This is a genomic window from Lactobacillus acetotolerans DSM 20749 = JCM 3825, assembly GCF_001436775.1.
Classification (GTDB): Bacteria; Bacillota; Bacilli; order Lactobacillales; family Lactobacillaceae; genus Lactobacillus; species Lactobacillus acetotolerans.
Genome location: NZ_AYZC01000040.1, coordinates 1 through 14,540 on the forward strand (window position 1 = coordinate 1; position 14,540 = coordinate 14,540).

General features: G+C 31.4%; 18 protein-coding genes and 2 pseudogenes. 16 read left to right on the forward strand and 4 right to left on the reverse strand.

All coding sequences use genetic code 11. From position 1 onward, the window contains the following. A pseudogene (locus tag FC77_RS08475) lies at positions 1-177 on the reverse strand (helix-turn-helix domain-containing protein); the annotation flags it as partial. 119 nt (positions 178-296) lie between these two features. On the opposite strand from FC77_RS08475, the gene FC77_RS06205 reads away from it, so the two are divergent. The 14 genes from FC77_RS06205 (at position 297) to FC77_RS06270 (ending at position 11,032) form a co-directional block, all read left to right on the forward strand. Continuing rightward, a complete protein-coding gene (locus FC77_RS06205; protein ID WP_056970702.1) occupies positions 297-764 on the forward strand; it encodes a JAB domain-containing protein in 468 nt (155 codons plus the stop codon). Positions 765-780: 16 nt separating this feature from the next. Further along, positions 781-1,311 (forward strand): hypothetical protein, encoded by a 531-nt coding sequence (locus tag FC77_RS06210; protein ID WP_056970704.1) that lies wholly within the window; start codon positions 781-783, stop codon positions 1,309-1,311. A 13-nt stretch (positions 1,312-1,324) separates the two neighbouring features. After that, positions 1,325-1,783, forward strand: a complete 459-nt coding sequence (locus tag FC77_RS06215; RefSeq protein WP_054682092.1) for a hypothetical protein — start codon at positions 1,325-1,327, stop codon at positions 1,781-1,783. A 14-nt stretch (positions 1,784-1,797) separates the two neighbouring features. Next, positions 1,798-2,061: a hypothetical protein gene (locus FC77_RS06220; RefSeq protein ID WP_054682093.1), complete on the forward strand. Its 264-nt coding sequence runs from the start codon at positions 1,798-1,800 to the stop codon at positions 2,059-2,061. A 95-nt stretch (positions 2,062-2,156) separates the two neighbouring features. Continuing rightward, the gene (locus FC77_RS06225) at positions 2,157-2,537 is read left to right on the forward strand and encodes a DUF3846 domain-containing protein (RefSeq protein WP_056970705.1); all 381 of its coding nucleotides are present in this window, start codon (positions 2,157-2,159) and stop codon (positions 2,535-2,537) included. Between the two features lie 12 nt (positions 2,538-2,549). After that, positions 2,550-2,939, forward strand: a complete 390-nt coding sequence (locus tag FC77_RS06230; RefSeq protein ID WP_056970707.1) for a hypothetical protein — start codon at positions 2,550-2,552, stop codon at positions 2,937-2,939. A 236-nt stretch (positions 2,940-3,175) separates the two neighbouring features. Next, positions 3,176-5,071 (forward strand): BglG family transcription antiterminator, encoded by a 1,896-nt coding sequence (locus tag FC77_RS06235; protein ID WP_056970709.1) that lies wholly within the window; start codon positions 3,176-3,178, stop codon positions 5,069-5,071. Between the two features lie 2 nt (positions 5,072-5,073). Continuing rightward, complete coding sequence (gene ypdE / locus FC77_RS06240) at positions 5,074-6,117, forward strand: aminopeptidase (protein WP_056970711.1); 1,044 nt, start codon at positions 5,074-5,076, stop codon at positions 6,115-6,117. Between the two features lie 14 nt (positions 6,118-6,131). Next, entirely contained in the window at positions 6,132-6,455 is a 324-nt protein-coding gene (locus FC77_RS06245; protein WP_054682105.1) for a PTS lactose/cellobiose transporter subunit IIA, read from the forward strand. Positions 6,456-6,473: 18 nt separating this feature from the next. Beyond that, a complete protein-coding gene (locus FC77_RS06250) occupies positions 6,474-6,818 on the forward strand; it encodes a PTS sugar transporter subunit IIB (RefSeq protein WP_056970714.1) in 345 nt (114 codons plus the stop codon). 2 nt (positions 6,819-6,820) lie between these two features. Next, on the forward strand, positions 6,821-8,137 hold the full coding sequence (locus FC77_RS06255) for a PTS sugar transporter subunit IIC (RefSeq protein WP_054682107.1): 1,317 nt from the start codon (positions 6,821-6,823) through the stop codon (positions 8,135-8,137). 22 nt (positions 8,138-8,159) lie between these two features. Then, a complete protein-coding gene (locus tag FC77_RS06260) occupies positions 8,160-8,774 on the forward strand; it encodes an RDD family protein (protein WP_056970715.1) in 615 nt (204 codons plus the stop codon). Next, a complete protein-coding gene (locus tag FC77_RS06265; RefSeq protein ID WP_054682109.1) occupies positions 8,767-9,843 on the forward strand; it encodes a M24 family metallopeptidase in 1,077 nt (358 codons plus the stop codon). The genes FC77_RS06260 and FC77_RS06265 overlap by 8 nt, the downstream gene beginning before the upstream one ends. Before the next feature lie 7 nt (positions 9,844-9,850). Continuing rightward, entirely contained in the window at positions 9,851-11,032 is a 1,182-nt protein-coding gene (locus FC77_RS06270; RefSeq protein ID WP_056970716.1) for a MalY/PatB family protein, read from the forward strand. Between the two features lie 95 nt (positions 11,033-11,127). Here the strand turns inward: FC77_RS06270 and FC77_RS08480 are convergent, their stop codons facing one another. The 3 genes and pseudogenes from FC77_RS08480 to FC77_RS06280 all read right to left on the reverse strand — a co-directional run bounded on the left by FC77_RS08480 (position 11,128) and on the right by FC77_RS06280 (position 12,333). After that, positions 11,128-11,316, reverse strand: a complete 189-nt coding sequence (locus FC77_RS08480) for an IS3 family transposase (protein ID WP_229773312.1) — start codon at positions 11,314-11,316, stop codon at positions 11,128-11,130. Beyond that, positions 11,289-11,406, reverse strand: a pseudogene (locus tag FC77_RS08485) (IS3 family transposase); the annotation flags it as partial. The pseudogene FC77_RS08485 and the gene FC77_RS08480, both read right to left, overlap by 28 nt. Before the next feature lie 177 nt (positions 11,407-11,583). After that, a complete protein-coding gene (locus FC77_RS06280) occupies positions 11,584-12,333 on the reverse strand; it encodes a MurR/RpiR family transcriptional regulator (protein ID WP_056970719.1) in 750 nt (249 codons plus the stop codon). Positions 12,334-12,545: 212 nt separating this feature from the next. Here FC77_RS06280 and FC77_RS06285 point away from each other — a divergent pair, with 212 nt between their 5' ends. Both FC77_RS06285 and FC77_RS06290 read left to right on the forward strand, forming a co-directional pair. Beyond that, entirely contained in the window at positions 12,546-12,962 is a 417-nt protein-coding gene (locus tag FC77_RS06285; protein WP_054682114.1) for a PTS sugar transporter subunit IIA, read from the forward strand. Positions 12,963-12,978: 16 nt separating this feature from the next. Continuing rightward, entirely contained in the window at positions 12,979-14,457 is a 1,479-nt protein-coding gene (locus FC77_RS06290; RefSeq protein WP_056970721.1) for a glycoside hydrolase family 1 protein, read from the forward strand. Positions 14,458-14,540: the final 83 nt, after the last annotated feature.

Sequence of the window (14,540 nt, forward strand, 5' to 3'; positions counted from 1 at the left end):
CCGCTGTCTGACACGGCCCCGCTTTAATTCCCGGCAAATCGTGGAACGGTGGTAGCCCAGTTTGCGGGCAATTGCAGCTTGCAAGTAGCCTTGGTCATGTAAAGCCTGGATTTGTCCGCTAGCTTAGCTGGTTAATTAATGATATGGTGTTTGCATGCTAGAATTTGCTTGGGTCATGAAGATTCCTTTCTTAACTAGTCCGTTAATTTAAGTTTAGGACTTCATGACCTTTTTGTTTAAGTTCTATTTGTGTTGCACTTCAATTTTAAATCAGGGTAAATAATTTATTTAAGCATTTGAAAGATGATGCTTTAGATAAAGATTTTGAACTTAAAGCAGCATATCTAAGATATATGCAGCTTGAGTTGGCAAAAAAAGCCGAGCGACCGGATGTTTACAACAGTTCAAAAACCATCGGTAATTATCTATGTAAAAAATATGGCTATCTGGATCAAGAAGAATTTATCGTTATATCTCTTGATAATGGTAATCATATTATCTCTGAAGATTGTGTTTCTTTAGGACTCGTAGATCGTGCATGGGTTTCACCAACCATTGTAATCAGAAAGTTAATAGAAAATAATGCCGTAGCTTTCTTCATTTGTCACAATCATCCATCCGGTAAACTTATACCGTCACAAGCTGATTTGAAGACAACGAAAGATTTAAAAAAGATAGCAGAGCTTTTGAGAATTAACTTATTAGATCATTTTGTTGTTGGCAAAAATCATTATTTCTCAATGGCTGAAAACGAAATGATATAAAAAAGGTGAGATAAACATGACAGAAGGAATTTTAAGTGAAGTTCATATTAATGAACTTAAAGAGATCGAAAACCAATTTGGCTATGAATTAGCTGATAAAACATCAGAACTTTTTGAAGATTATTGGGATAAAGCACGTTCTTACTTGCCAAATAATACTGTTGGTAGATTTATCAATGCTGTTATTGGCGATTTCGTATGGGACAATGCAAAGCCTGATAAGGAAAATATTGATTGGTACTTTGGAGATAATCCTTTTGAATTTGTTACAGATTTAAGAGAAAAAACCGGCATTCAAGTAGTAGCTAATGCTTTTACCCAATGCTATCTGATTTATCTTCCAGATTACTATGAGATTTTTTGTACTGATCAAAATGAAAATACCGATGTTAATGATATTTCTTTGGAATATTATGACGATTTAGGTTATCAAATTGTTGAAAAACCTAATTCTGAATTTTGGAATGATTTGAATGATCAGCAAGAAAAAGAACTTAATGACTTATTAAAGCCATTAGGTGAAAATGGCGTTGATTTCGATATATAAAGAGGGAATAAACATGACAGAAATTCATATTAACTACGATACTTCTAAGATCCAAACAGTTTTAAATACTGTTAAAGACTATAATGCTTCAGCCTTAGATCAACGTGGAGATAATAGAAATATTGCTAAGTTATTAGTTGGTAATGGCCTGCAGCTTGCTATTGAAGGTGATCCCAAAATAGTAGGTAATAATTCAATTGATGGTGCAACGGAATATCTATTAACAGTTGTGCCTGAATGGTGTCGTGATAATGACACTTTAGACAGTGCTGATAACGAACAGATAAAAGAAATGTTCAATAATTATTATTCCGAAATGCATTTAAAGAAACCTAGCAATTGTTGGATTTCCGACCTTGAAGTATTGGTTCTTGAACATGATTGGTCAAATATGACTAGTTCAATCCAGTCTTTGAAGGATTTTGGAGATTATTTAGCAGGAAACCTATCGGTTGATTTTTGTAATGAATAGGGTGAGGTATTAATATGATTGGATGTTTAGATTTTATTTTGGCTAACATGAAAGAAAATCCAAATAGTCCTTGGGATTATCGTTTAGATATAGAAGATTGTAAGAATAATTGGCATGAAATTGTTGATGTAATTAACAACCATTGCAATAATATCTTGCTTACGACTAATGACGATAAGTCAAAGCTTTCTATCTATACTGATAATTTGCAAGACATTAAAGATACTCAAAAAGATCTTGAAAGTAGGGTTGTTTGGTCAACATTTAAAGAAAAATAGATAAAAAAGGAATATAAAATAGCATTTCCAAACCAAGATAAATTGGTGGTGGGATGCTATTTTTTTGTAAAAAGAATTAAGTACGGAGAAAAAGAATGAACAATATGATAAAAGTTTTAGTTGATGATGTTAATAGTCGTTCTGTTTATGAGACAGAAGTAGATGGCAATAGTGCTTCAGCATTATCAAAAATCATCAAATGTGAATGTATTGACGTTGGCTATCACTTAATAGATAAAGAAGAGTATACCTTTATCGTTGATGATGAAGGCTTGCTCATTCAAAAACCTGTTCCTAGTGTTGTAAAAAACTTTGCGTCTATAAATGTTGGGACAACGATTATTTGTAAATCAGAAGGTAGCTATTTTGCCAGTTTAAGTGATAAAGACATAGCTAAAATACGTAAACATATTAAGTTTTTGAGGGAAGATTGTGATAATCCTGATAAAACATTTCCAACAGTTTTCGTAGATTAGGGGGGCTTTATCATGAATGCTGATTACAGAACAAGTTGTTTCCATCGTTACAAGGCTGTTATAAGCTTTAGCCAAAATGGAATTAATGATTATGTAGAAGGTATATTTTCTTTTGCAATACATAATCTGTGTAGCGGTGGTATATGGACTTCACGTGTCAAGAATGGTCAACAGATAGCGCACTACTTAAATGCTGATTTTCTAAGTGATAAAGCGGATAAAGTTAAAGTCTTATCAGCGAATACACCTAGTAAATATGCTGATTTAATGAAACATACTTTGATAGACTATTTGATTAAAAAATATGATAAGGACAGTCTTTCGGGATTTGAATTTGCATATTTAAAATTAGATAGTTTTATTAAGAAGTCACAACCTAAACAAACATCTTTGTTTAATTAATAAATAATTTTCTTGATATGTAACAAAGCAAAAAGACAGCCACTTTGAAGTTAACCCCTCTAAATAACTAAAAACTCAATTTTTAATAAACAATCGCTCTATGTGAGCGGTTGTCTTTTTATTTTGATTACTATTCTATTCTTTATTAGAACAAATTTTGCAAAATATAATGCAAAAATTGTCCTGTTCTAATGAAAGCGCTTCAATTAGAATAATGACTGGGAGGAAGAAAAATTATGCTAGCAACAATTCTAAAAAAATTACAATTTTCCTCTGATTATTTAAGTGCCAATTATTTGGCTAAGGAATTACATGTTTCTAAACGAACGATTCAAAATAGAATTCATTTGTTGAAGAAAGAAGGAAAAAAGAACGGATTTCGGATACAAAACAATTATGGTAAAGGGTATTATCTAAAAATTTTAGATGCAAAAAAATTTTCAGATTTTTATCAATCATTAAATTCAGATTTTGAAATAAATAGTGAAAAAGCTTTGATTATCAATGAACTAGAATTATTGATTCAAAGAGGTACTAAGTACTTAACTGCAGATGAACTAGCTGAAAATCTTGATTTAAGTAAAACATTAGTCTTTTCAAAAATGTTTAACTTAGAGAAATATTTAAATACATATGGTTTAAAGCTTGAACGTAAAAGTCATTATGGTTTGAGAATTAAGGGCTCAGAATTAAATATTTTACAGATAATCAAAGATTCATATGAACGAGGTGATAAGTTTCATTCAATTATTGACACAAAGATTAAAAATACAAATTATGTTGACGCACTGTTAAAAAAGAATTTAAACAGTCAACAAAGTCGGATTAGTTATTATGAATATGTTTCAACGCGAAATCTTTTAATTTGTTTTATTTACTACAAATTAACTTTTATTGATCAATATTCAGATGATAAGGATTTAACTCATACTTCAATTAAATCAGTGAATAATTTGTTGCTTCCATTATCTGAATACTTTGTAATCAACATCAATCAGAATGATGTTAATTCTTTAGGTAAACTGAATCGATTATTTGCAAAAAAAAAGACTGCTCCTAATGTAAAAAAGAATGATTTAAAAAGGGATTTAAATCAATTTATTAAACAGATAGATTTATCTGAGAATACAAAATTTTTAGAAGATACTGATTTTATTGATCGATTAACTAATCATCTGCTATCTCTTTTTCAAAGGATTAATAAAAATATTAATTATAAGAATCCATTACTAATAGAAATTAGCGTCAAATATCCGTTAGTTTTTGATATTACTTTACGTTTTTATTCTTTCTTAAAGGAAAAATACGGTTATGAGATTTCTAACGATGAGTTAGGCTTTATAGCACTTTACTTTTTGAATTATATGGAAAAACAAAAAGAGCAAAAACTAACGAAATACAAAAAAATTGCCATTATTTGTACTAGTGGTGGAATTTTAGCAGAGATGACTAGAAAGAGAATATTAGAAATATTCCAGGATGCTGAAATTAAAACTTTTGCTTATTACGAAAGAAAAGCAATTGAGAAGTTTAATCCTAATCTTCTTTTGACTATGGTACCAATTAATTTAAATTTTGAAGTTCCCACAATTTTTATTGGTGAACTGTTATCAAATAAAGATTTAAAAGATATTAAAGAAAAATTGTTTTTGGATGATCAAAAAAAGAATAATTCATCAGAAGCAATTTTTAATAAGAGATATCTTAATTTAATAAAATCGAATTTAATTTTTAAGTTTAAACCGATTGCTTATGAATCATTACTTAAAAAAATGGGACAAGAATTAATTGATAAAAAATATGCTAAAGAAGAGGTAATTAAGAATATTTTGATTCGAGAAAGTCTTATGAATACTATTTATCAAAATGGTATTGCTATTCCTCATCCTATTAAAACTGATGCGATAAAGAGTTCAATTTCTGTAGGTATAGTTGAACCTGATTTAATAACTCCATCAGGTAAAGTAACTTTGATTTTCTTAATTTGTTTGTCTCAAACAGATAGAGAGTTATATTCAATCATTTCAAATGATCTTTATTATCTAATGAAAGAGCCTGAAAAAATTAGGTCAATTGTCCAAGTTGGAACATGTGAAAAGATAATTAATGTATTAGAAAAAATTGAGGTATAAAGATGGATATTAATCTTTTGTCTGATCTTTCAAATGCTGATAGTATCGCATCAAACGAAAAAGAAGTTAGAAATATTATCAAGAATGCACTAAAAATGTATGCCAATGATTTTTATTACGATGGTCTTGGTAGCTTAATGGCAACTAAGAGAAGTTCAGTTGAAGATGCTCCAACGATTATGTTTGCAAGCCATTTAGATGAAGTAGGTTTTATGATTAGAAATATTTCAGATATCGGCTTCGCTTATCTAATGGCAGTTGGTGGAGTAGAAGATAGAGCTAAGATAAATCAGCCTGTGAGAGTTACTACTCAGTCGGGTAAGAAAATTACCGGATTGATGAATGTAATTAAAAATACTGATGGTCAAATTGAAGATATGTATGTTGATTTTGGATTTGATTCTCGTGAGGCTGTTTTAAAGGCTGGTATTAACATTGGCGATATGGTTGTCTTTGATTCTGAATTTAAGAGATTAGCAGAATCTGACACAGTTATGGGAAAAGCTATGGATGACCGTGCTGGCGATTTTGCGCTTATCAATGCAATGCAAAAAATAGCTAAATTAGATTTAAAAGTTAATGTTGTTGCAGCATTTACAAGTAGTGAAGAAGTAGGCTGTCGAGGTGCAAAGTTATGTTCTTACTTGAAGAAACCAGATTTGTTCTTTGCAGTTGATGTAGCTAAACATCCAGAATTAGATCGCGGTTTTACTAATCACCGTAAATTAGGTTATGGCCCAATGCTTGAATTTTATGATAAGACAATGATCCCTAATCGAAAGTTAATTAATTATTTAAATGAATTAGCTACTAAAAATAAGATTCCATATCAACACGATATGTTCAAAGGTGGAGGAACTGATGCAGCGACCGCTCACCTTGAAAATGGTGGTACTGTTTCGGCAGTTTTAGGTTTTCCGATTAAGTATTGTCATGATCCACATTCTTTCGCAAACCTCAAAGACTTTTCTAACATGAGTAAACTGATAGTTACAATTGCTCAATCTTTGAGTAAACAACAAATTAAAGATTTTTACACATATTAAAGAGGTGAGAGCTGATGGATACGGAATATGAAAAACAAGTTATGACTTTAATATCTTCTGCTGGAGAAAGTAGGTCATTAGCTTTTGAAGCTTTGCAAAGTGTGAAGAAACATGATTATCAAAAAGCAAAAGATTTATTACGACAATCAAAAGATGCAGATGTGAAAGCACATAATATGCAAACTGCAATGATCACTCAAGCGTTGAAGAATAAAGATCAAGAGGAAAAGATGAGTTTATTGATGGTGCATGCCCAAGATCATTACATGTGTGCGCAATTATCTCGAGATTTGATTGAAGAATTAATTAATATCTTTGAAGAAAGAGATAAATCTTAAAGAAAGGAAGAAATAATTATGAAAATAATTTTATGCTGTGTAGCTGGTTTATCAACAACAATGATGATGGACTCCATGAAAGATGTTTTGAAAAAAAGTAAAGTCCTAAATGAAAAAGAATATTCATTAGAAGCTATTCCAGTAGAACAACTTCCTAACGAAATTGAAGGTACAGATGTAGTCTTACTCGGACCTCAAATTTCATATAAAAAAGATTATGTTGAGAAAATTACTAAACCATTGAATATTCCATATATAGTCATTGATCAACAAACATATGGCTCTATGGATGGTGCGACTGTATTGAAAGAGGCATTTATAGCGAAAAGAAAGGCTGAACTCAACCAAAAAGAAGGTGCATAATTATGTTTAGTTCATTTGAAGCTTTCATGAATAAATATTTTACTCCTGTTGCTAATTGGATGGATAAAAATGTTTATTTAAGTGCAATTAAGAAAACCATGGTGGCAATGATACCAATTTTAATTATTGGTTCATTCTGTTTAATTCCAGGTGCCATTCCAAATATGATTGGTCCAAAGAATCCAATTTCAATTTGGATAACTCAAAATGATCAAATTATTTCTATTCCTTCTACCATTGGGATGGGCATGATGGCATTGTATGTATCAGCTATTATTGCTTATCACATGGCAAAGTCGTGGAAACTTGATGTTCCTGGCTGTGTCACTATGGGTGTAATGAGCTACTTGATTTTGGCAGTTGATTTTGCCAAAGATGGGACAGTTGATGTAACTTACTTTGGTACAAAAGGTTTATTTGTATCAATGTTTGCATCAATTGTAGCTGTAGTTTTGTTTAGATGGTGTAAGAAGAAGAATTTTACTATTAAGATGCCTGATTCAGTACCAGACTTCGTTTCAAGATCTTTTGAAATGATTCCATTATCGTTAATCATTGTGGGCTTCTTCTTAATTATCAGAATTCTTTGTGTTAATGTTTTACACACAATGCCACCAATGATCTTTGCTAAGATCTTATCACCACTTGTTGGTTCAATGGATAATGTCTTTGCTTATACATTCGTAAAATTCTTACAATGCCTATTATTCTTCTTTGGTATTCACCCAGCTGTTTTGAGTCCAGTAACTACTCCAATTCAAACTCAATTCTTAGCAGAAAACATTGCACGTGCTAAAGCTGGCTTAATTCCAACTCACTTCTATACTCCAGGATTTGACTCTGCATTTGGTAACTTCACTGGTACAGGTCTTACTTTTGGATTGGTATTTTGGTGTATGTTTTCAAAGGCTGTTGCTCAAAAGAAAATTGGACGTTTAGCTTTAATTCCTGCTTTATTCGGAATTAACGAACCTATCTTATTTGGTGCTCCAGTTGTTTTGAATCCTATTTATTTCATTCCATTTGTAATTTTAGGGCCTATTAATGCATCAATTGCTGCTTGGGCTACTCAATTAGGATTTATGAGAGCTTCAACATTTACTCCGCCATATGTTGGTGTCTTCTTTGAAGGCTATTTAGCTACCTTTGATTGGCATAGTTTGATTATTAATGGTATTCAAATTATCTTATCAATCTTAATTTGGTATCCATTCTTTAAGATTGCTGAAAAACGTCAATTGGAACAAGCAAAGAAGCAGAAACAAGTTATTTCTGAAGCAGATGCTGATTTAATTAAAGATATGCATTTGGACTTCTAATTCTAAAAAAGTGATGATTTAAATGTCAAAGAGAAAGAAAAAAACAAATACTGAATTTAGAAAAGAAACAATTCCTAACATAACCAATCAAAGAATATTTGCTGCAATCACAGATTGGATTTTAGGTGGAATTATTTGCAGTTTACCCGCTGTGCTATTTTTCTGTATGATTTCTAAAAGTAATCAATATCTAACAAGCTTTTATAATTTTCAAGCAATTGGTGTTAGTAAATTAACTACCGTAATCATTTTAATTATCAGTATTTTATTGACTTTTGGTTATTATGTAGTAATTCCTTTGAAAATATATCCCGGTCAAACTTTGGGTAAACACTTCTTCCATTTAAAGATTGTTCATTTAAATGGAACACCATTGACTTTTAAAGATTATTTCTTGCGTGAGGTTATCATCCTTAACTTAATTGAGGGATCTGCTACATATACTTCAAACTATTTTCGAGTTTTAATAACAACATTAAGCAATATTAATGTAGATGGCTATTTTAGTATTTTTTGGAATATTGCTACTTTAGCCTCTATCTTTCTCTTATTTTGGAAACCTAGACATTTAGCAATTCATGATTATTTAACCCATTCGACGGTTGTTAGTGTTGGAAAGGAATTACAGAATGCATAATGAAAGATTGAAAATTTTAAGAAGAATGATGCAGCAAAATGGACTTGATGCAATCTTAATAACTTCACAGGCCAATAGGTATTATATTTCTAACTTTACTGGAACTTATGCAAGAGTAATTGTTGATCTTCATAGTCAATATGTCATTGCTGATGGTAGATATTTTTATCAATTAAAAGAGCAATCACCAGATTTTGAAATTATTGATGACAAAATGCAAATTAGCAAAACTATAGCTGACTTTGTTGTTCAAAAAGATTACAAAACTTTTGGCGTTGAATCCAAGGAAATGAACGTTGAGGAATATTTAGCTATTAAAGAAAATACAAATACAAAAATTATTCCAACTAGTGACTTTATTGAACATCTTAGAATGATTAAAGATCCAACAGAAAAACAGAAAATTGAAAAAGCCGATGAAATTTCAGCCAAGGCATTTGAACATATCAAGCAATTCATTCATCCTGGATTAACTGAAAAAGAAGTGGCAAATGAACTGGATAATTATGGCTTGAAATTAGGAGCTGATAGTCGAGCTTTTGAGACAATTGTAGCTTCAGGTTTAAGATCATCTCTTCCGCATGGTCATGCTTCACAAAAGATAATTCAAAATAATGAGCCGATAATCATTGATTTTGGGTTTAAAGTTGATCATTATTATTCAGATGTAACACGAACAATTCATTTAGGAAAGGTGAAAGATCAAATTCATGATATCTATGAAATTGATAGGGAAGCCCAACAAAAAGCAATAGAAACTTGCGAAATTGGCAAACCATTAAAAGAAATTGATGCTGCTGCTAGAACGGTGATTTCTAAATATGGTTATGGCAAATATTTCTTACATGGTCTAGGTCACGGTATTGGTTTAACCGTTCATGAATATCCACTTTTGAATCAAAGTAGTTCTGCTGTCATGAAAGCAGGGATGACGTTTACAGCAGAACCTGGTATCTATGTTGAAAACGTTGGTGGTGTGAGAATTGAAGATGATTTATTTATGGGAGAAGATAATAAAGCGCATCAATTAACTCACATTACCAAAGAATGGGATCAATTAGAAAGCTGATGATATTTTGAAAAAAGTTGATTTTGATACTGTTGTAAATCGCTACGGAACTTATTCAACTCAATGGGATTATGTTCAAGATCGATTTGGCAAGGCTGATTTATTGCCTTTCACGATATCTGATATGGATTTTAAGGTCCCAGATGGTGTATCAGACATTATAATTCAAACTGCTAAAAGAGGACTGTTTGGTTATACCAGATGGAATAATCCAGATTTAAAAAATGCTATTAAAGGTTGGTTTAGTAGGAGATATAGTTGCAAAATTGATACTGATTGGATAGTTTATAGTCCTGCTGTAATATTCACTTTAGCAAAATTAATCGAGCAATTTAGTGATCCTAAAGATAAAGTAGTAACTTTCAGTCCATGTTATGACGCTTTCATTAATACAATTGAAGCTAATAATCGAGACTTAGTCGAAATTAATATCAATCAAGGCGTTGATTTTGATAAGTTAGAACATGTTTTTCAAGTTGAACATCCAAAGGTATTTGTTTTATGTAATCCTGAAAATCCACTTGGAAAAGTTTGGACAAAGGATGAAATGTTGAAAATCGTCCAACTTTGTAACGCCTACCATGTAAATATCATTAGTGATGAAATTCATATGGATATTCGCAGAAAAGGTATCGTTGGGACAAGTTTAGCATCGTATTTTAAACAACTAATTGTACACTCAGCTGTTGTTACTTCTTCGACCAAGGCATTTAATACACCGTCCTTAATTTTTTCATATGCTTTAATTCCAGATGAATTAGATAGATTACTTTTCTTGCATACATTAAAGGCAAAAAATGCTCTTTCGTCAACATCTTATTTAGGGATGTTAGCTTTGATTGATTGTTATAACAATGAAGAAGATTGGTTAGATCAATTAAATGATTATCTTGATGCAAACTTTGAATACACCAAGAAAACCTTAAAAGAAGAACTAAATCTTAACTTCAACATACCAGAAGCTACCTATTTAGGATGGATTGATATTTCACCTTTAGGTATTCCAATGGCAGATTTACAAAAGAATTTAGTGGAAAATCAATCTGTTGCAATCATGGATGGCCGAGTTTATGGAAATGGTGGCTCGCATTACCTTAGATTTAATGTTGGTGCTCCTCGACAAAAGATTGTTGATGGATTGAATGGTTTGATTAAAGCAGTTAAAATGTTAAAAAATAGTCAAAAATGAGTTTTATAACCCCTCTAAATAACTAAAAACTCAATTCTTAAAAGATAATTGCTCTATGTGAGCTGAAGTTAACCCCTAAAACTGGACGTTAATTTCTAAATAAATTTACTTAAGGTCTGATTCCGATATTCTATCGGAGTTAGGCCTTTTAGTTTGTGTCGAATTCTTTTGTGATTATAGTATTCTATCCATTCTTTCATGGCTTTTACAAGCTGCTTTTTGGTTTCAAAGTGATGAGTAAAATAATCCATTTCCACTTTCATAATGTGGAAGAAGCTTTCCATTGCTGCATTGTCATGACAGGTTGCTCTGCGCGACATGCTTTGAAAGACACGATGCTTGCGCAAAGTATGACGATAAATATTTGATTGAAAAATATGATAAGGACAGTCTTTCGGGATTTGAATTTGCATATTTAAAATTAGGTAGTTTTATTAAGAAGTCACAGCCTGAACAAATATCTTTGTTTAATTAAAAAGAACTTTTTAAAATGGAAAAAAGCAAAAAAAGACAGCCAAGTGGCTGTCTTTTTTCTATGGTTAATTATTTACCTATTTGTTGTTAGTTAAATTTATTGCCTGCTCTATTATCGTTTCTACAAATAATAATACTAGAGATTGAGGATCCATTGATGAATTATAAACAAATGCTTTTCCAGGAAGAACGATAATATGTTTAAAATATCTTTTTAAAACAGTATCGTCATTAAAAGTAATTAGATATGTTTTATCAGTTTTCTTCAATGCTTCAGATAAATACTTTTTAAGGCCTGATTCATCACCACTAATTGAAAATACAACTAAAGCATCATCCTTAGTAACTAATCTAGTCCAATGTGAAGCAGTAATATAATCGCTTGCAGAAAAACTTATTTTGTTAAGATCTTTTAATGCTAGGGATAATTGTCTTGCAGGCAAACCAGAGTAATAGATCCCCATAGAATAAGTAATTCGAGCCTGTAATAAGTCATTAATTAAGCTTTTTATTTGAGTAGAATCAATATTTTTAAAGTCGTTAACAACTTTAATATAGTTGCTTAAATAGTTTGATTGATTATTTGTACCTGAATTTTGTTGATTCAAAAAATTACGAAATTCAAATTGAAATTCCTTAAATCCTTTAAACCCTAATTTTTTACAGTATCTCTGTACTGAAGCTACAGAAGTATGTGCATCAGCAGAAAGTTTCTGAATAGTCATTAATTGCATATGAGAAGGATATTTTTTTAGAGCCTTGAATATTTTTTCATCTGTTTTTGATAATGGCTGATTTTTTGGGGTTAGAAAGTCCTTGATATTCATAAAATTCTCCTATCTTATACACTGATAATTTTAACATGTAAGAAGATAAAACTTATCAATTTGCATTGAATTCGCTTTCATAAGATGCTATTATAATAAATGTAAAAAGTAACGTAAAAAAAGATAAATTTATCATATGTGCTTATTAGAACGTTGAGGAGAATTTCGAAAATGTAGGGGGCAGCGAAAATATAACAAGCGTTGCTCACTGAATGACTAGATTAAGATTTGTTTTAAAAGATGTTAAATATGATGCGTTTTCTAGTGGTGCATTAGGCAAGGGGATAACATTTAAACTTGATAATGATTTTGTTTGCGCTCCTGCAAACGGTAAAATTACTGCAATGTTCCCTACAGGACACGCATTTGGTATAACAACTAAAGAGGGCGTTGAAATTTTAGTTCACATTGGTATTAACACTGTAAACCTTAAGGGTAAAGACTTTGATGTACTTGCTCATCACGATGATGAGGTTAGAGCAGCGCAACCTATTGTAAAAGTGGATCGTAAAGCTATTGAGAAGCAAGGATACGATCTTACTACAATGTTGATTATAACTAATCCAAATAATAAACAAATTAAACTTAAAGATAACGGTAAAGTATCCGTTGGAACAGTTTTAAATTAAAGGAGCATATAAAATAATGAGTAAAGAATTACCAAAAGGCTTTTTATGGGGTGGAGCAACCGCCGATTTTCAGTATGAAGGTGGATTTGATGAAGGTGGCCGTGGCCCATCAACTCATGATTACGAAACCAATGGATCTCCTGAGCATCCACGTCATCACACAATGAAAATGCCAGATGGTTCTATTATCAATCCCAAAAGTTCATTTCTTGATGCAGAGGATGTTCCAGAAGATGCTGAACCTGTTTGGTTAGATGATCAATATTATCCAAGTCATAAAGCTGTCGACTTCTATCATCATTATAAAGAAGATATTAAGTTAATGGCCGGTATGGGATTTAATGTATATCGTTTTTCAATTGCATGGAGTAGAATTTTTCCAAATGGTGAAGAAGAGAAGCCTAATGTAGAGGGATTGAAGTTCTACGATAATGTGATTAGTGAACTCGAAAAGTATCATATTCAGCCATTAATTACGATTTGTCATGATGAAATGCCCGTAAATCTAGCCCTTAAATATGATGGATGGAATTCTAGAAGAGTCATAGATTTGTATGTCAAATATGCTAAGACATTGTTTGAACACTTTGGTAAAAGATGTAAATACTGGCTTACTTTTAATGAAATTAATGCTACTCGTGGTTTTGGACCAAGTGGTGTTCATAAATCAACTGGACTAGATCGTTATCAAGCAGCACATAACATGTTCGTAGCATCAGCTAAGACTGTGATTTTAGGACATAAGATGATGCCGGATAGTAAATTCGGGACAATGTACGCTCTAAGTACTTGTTATCCTGCTACTTGTAAGCCTGAAGATGTTCTCCATAATCAAGAAGAATTACGTGAGAACTGGTATTTTGTAGATACTATGGGTAGAGGATACTATCCAAGATATGCAGATTTGATTTTACAACATCATGGGGTTAAGAGCTTAAGTGAAATTAAGATGGACCCATCAGATAAACAAACATTATTAGATGGTCAACTTGACTTTATTGCTTTTAGTTATTATCGCTCTAATATTTCTAAAGAAGGGGACGAATGGTTTAATGTAGGTGGTAAAGCTAATCCTTACCTTGAAAAAACACCTTGGGGATGGGGACTTGATCCACTTGGATTACGCTATACAATGAATATGATATATGATCGTATTCAGAAGCCAATCTTTATTGTAGAAAATGGTATGGGTGCTATTGATAAACCTGATAAAAATGGTTATGTTGAAGATGATTATCGAATTGATTATCTTCAAAAACATCTTTCCGCAATGGCAGATGCAATTAATATTGATAAAGTACCATGTATTGGCTATACAATGTGGGCACCAATTGATTTAATTTCACTTTCTACTGGTGAAATGAAGAAACGTTATGGTTTCGTCTACGTTGATATGGATGATTTAGGTAATGGTAGTTTGAAACGAGTTCCAAAGAAATCATATAAATGGATGAAACATATTATTGAAACAAACGGTAAGGTCCTAGATGAATAAGATAAAGAAGCATTCTGTAAAATAGACAATGTCATTAAGTTAAGACATTGACAAAGCTGATGATACTTTTTAAGACATTTATC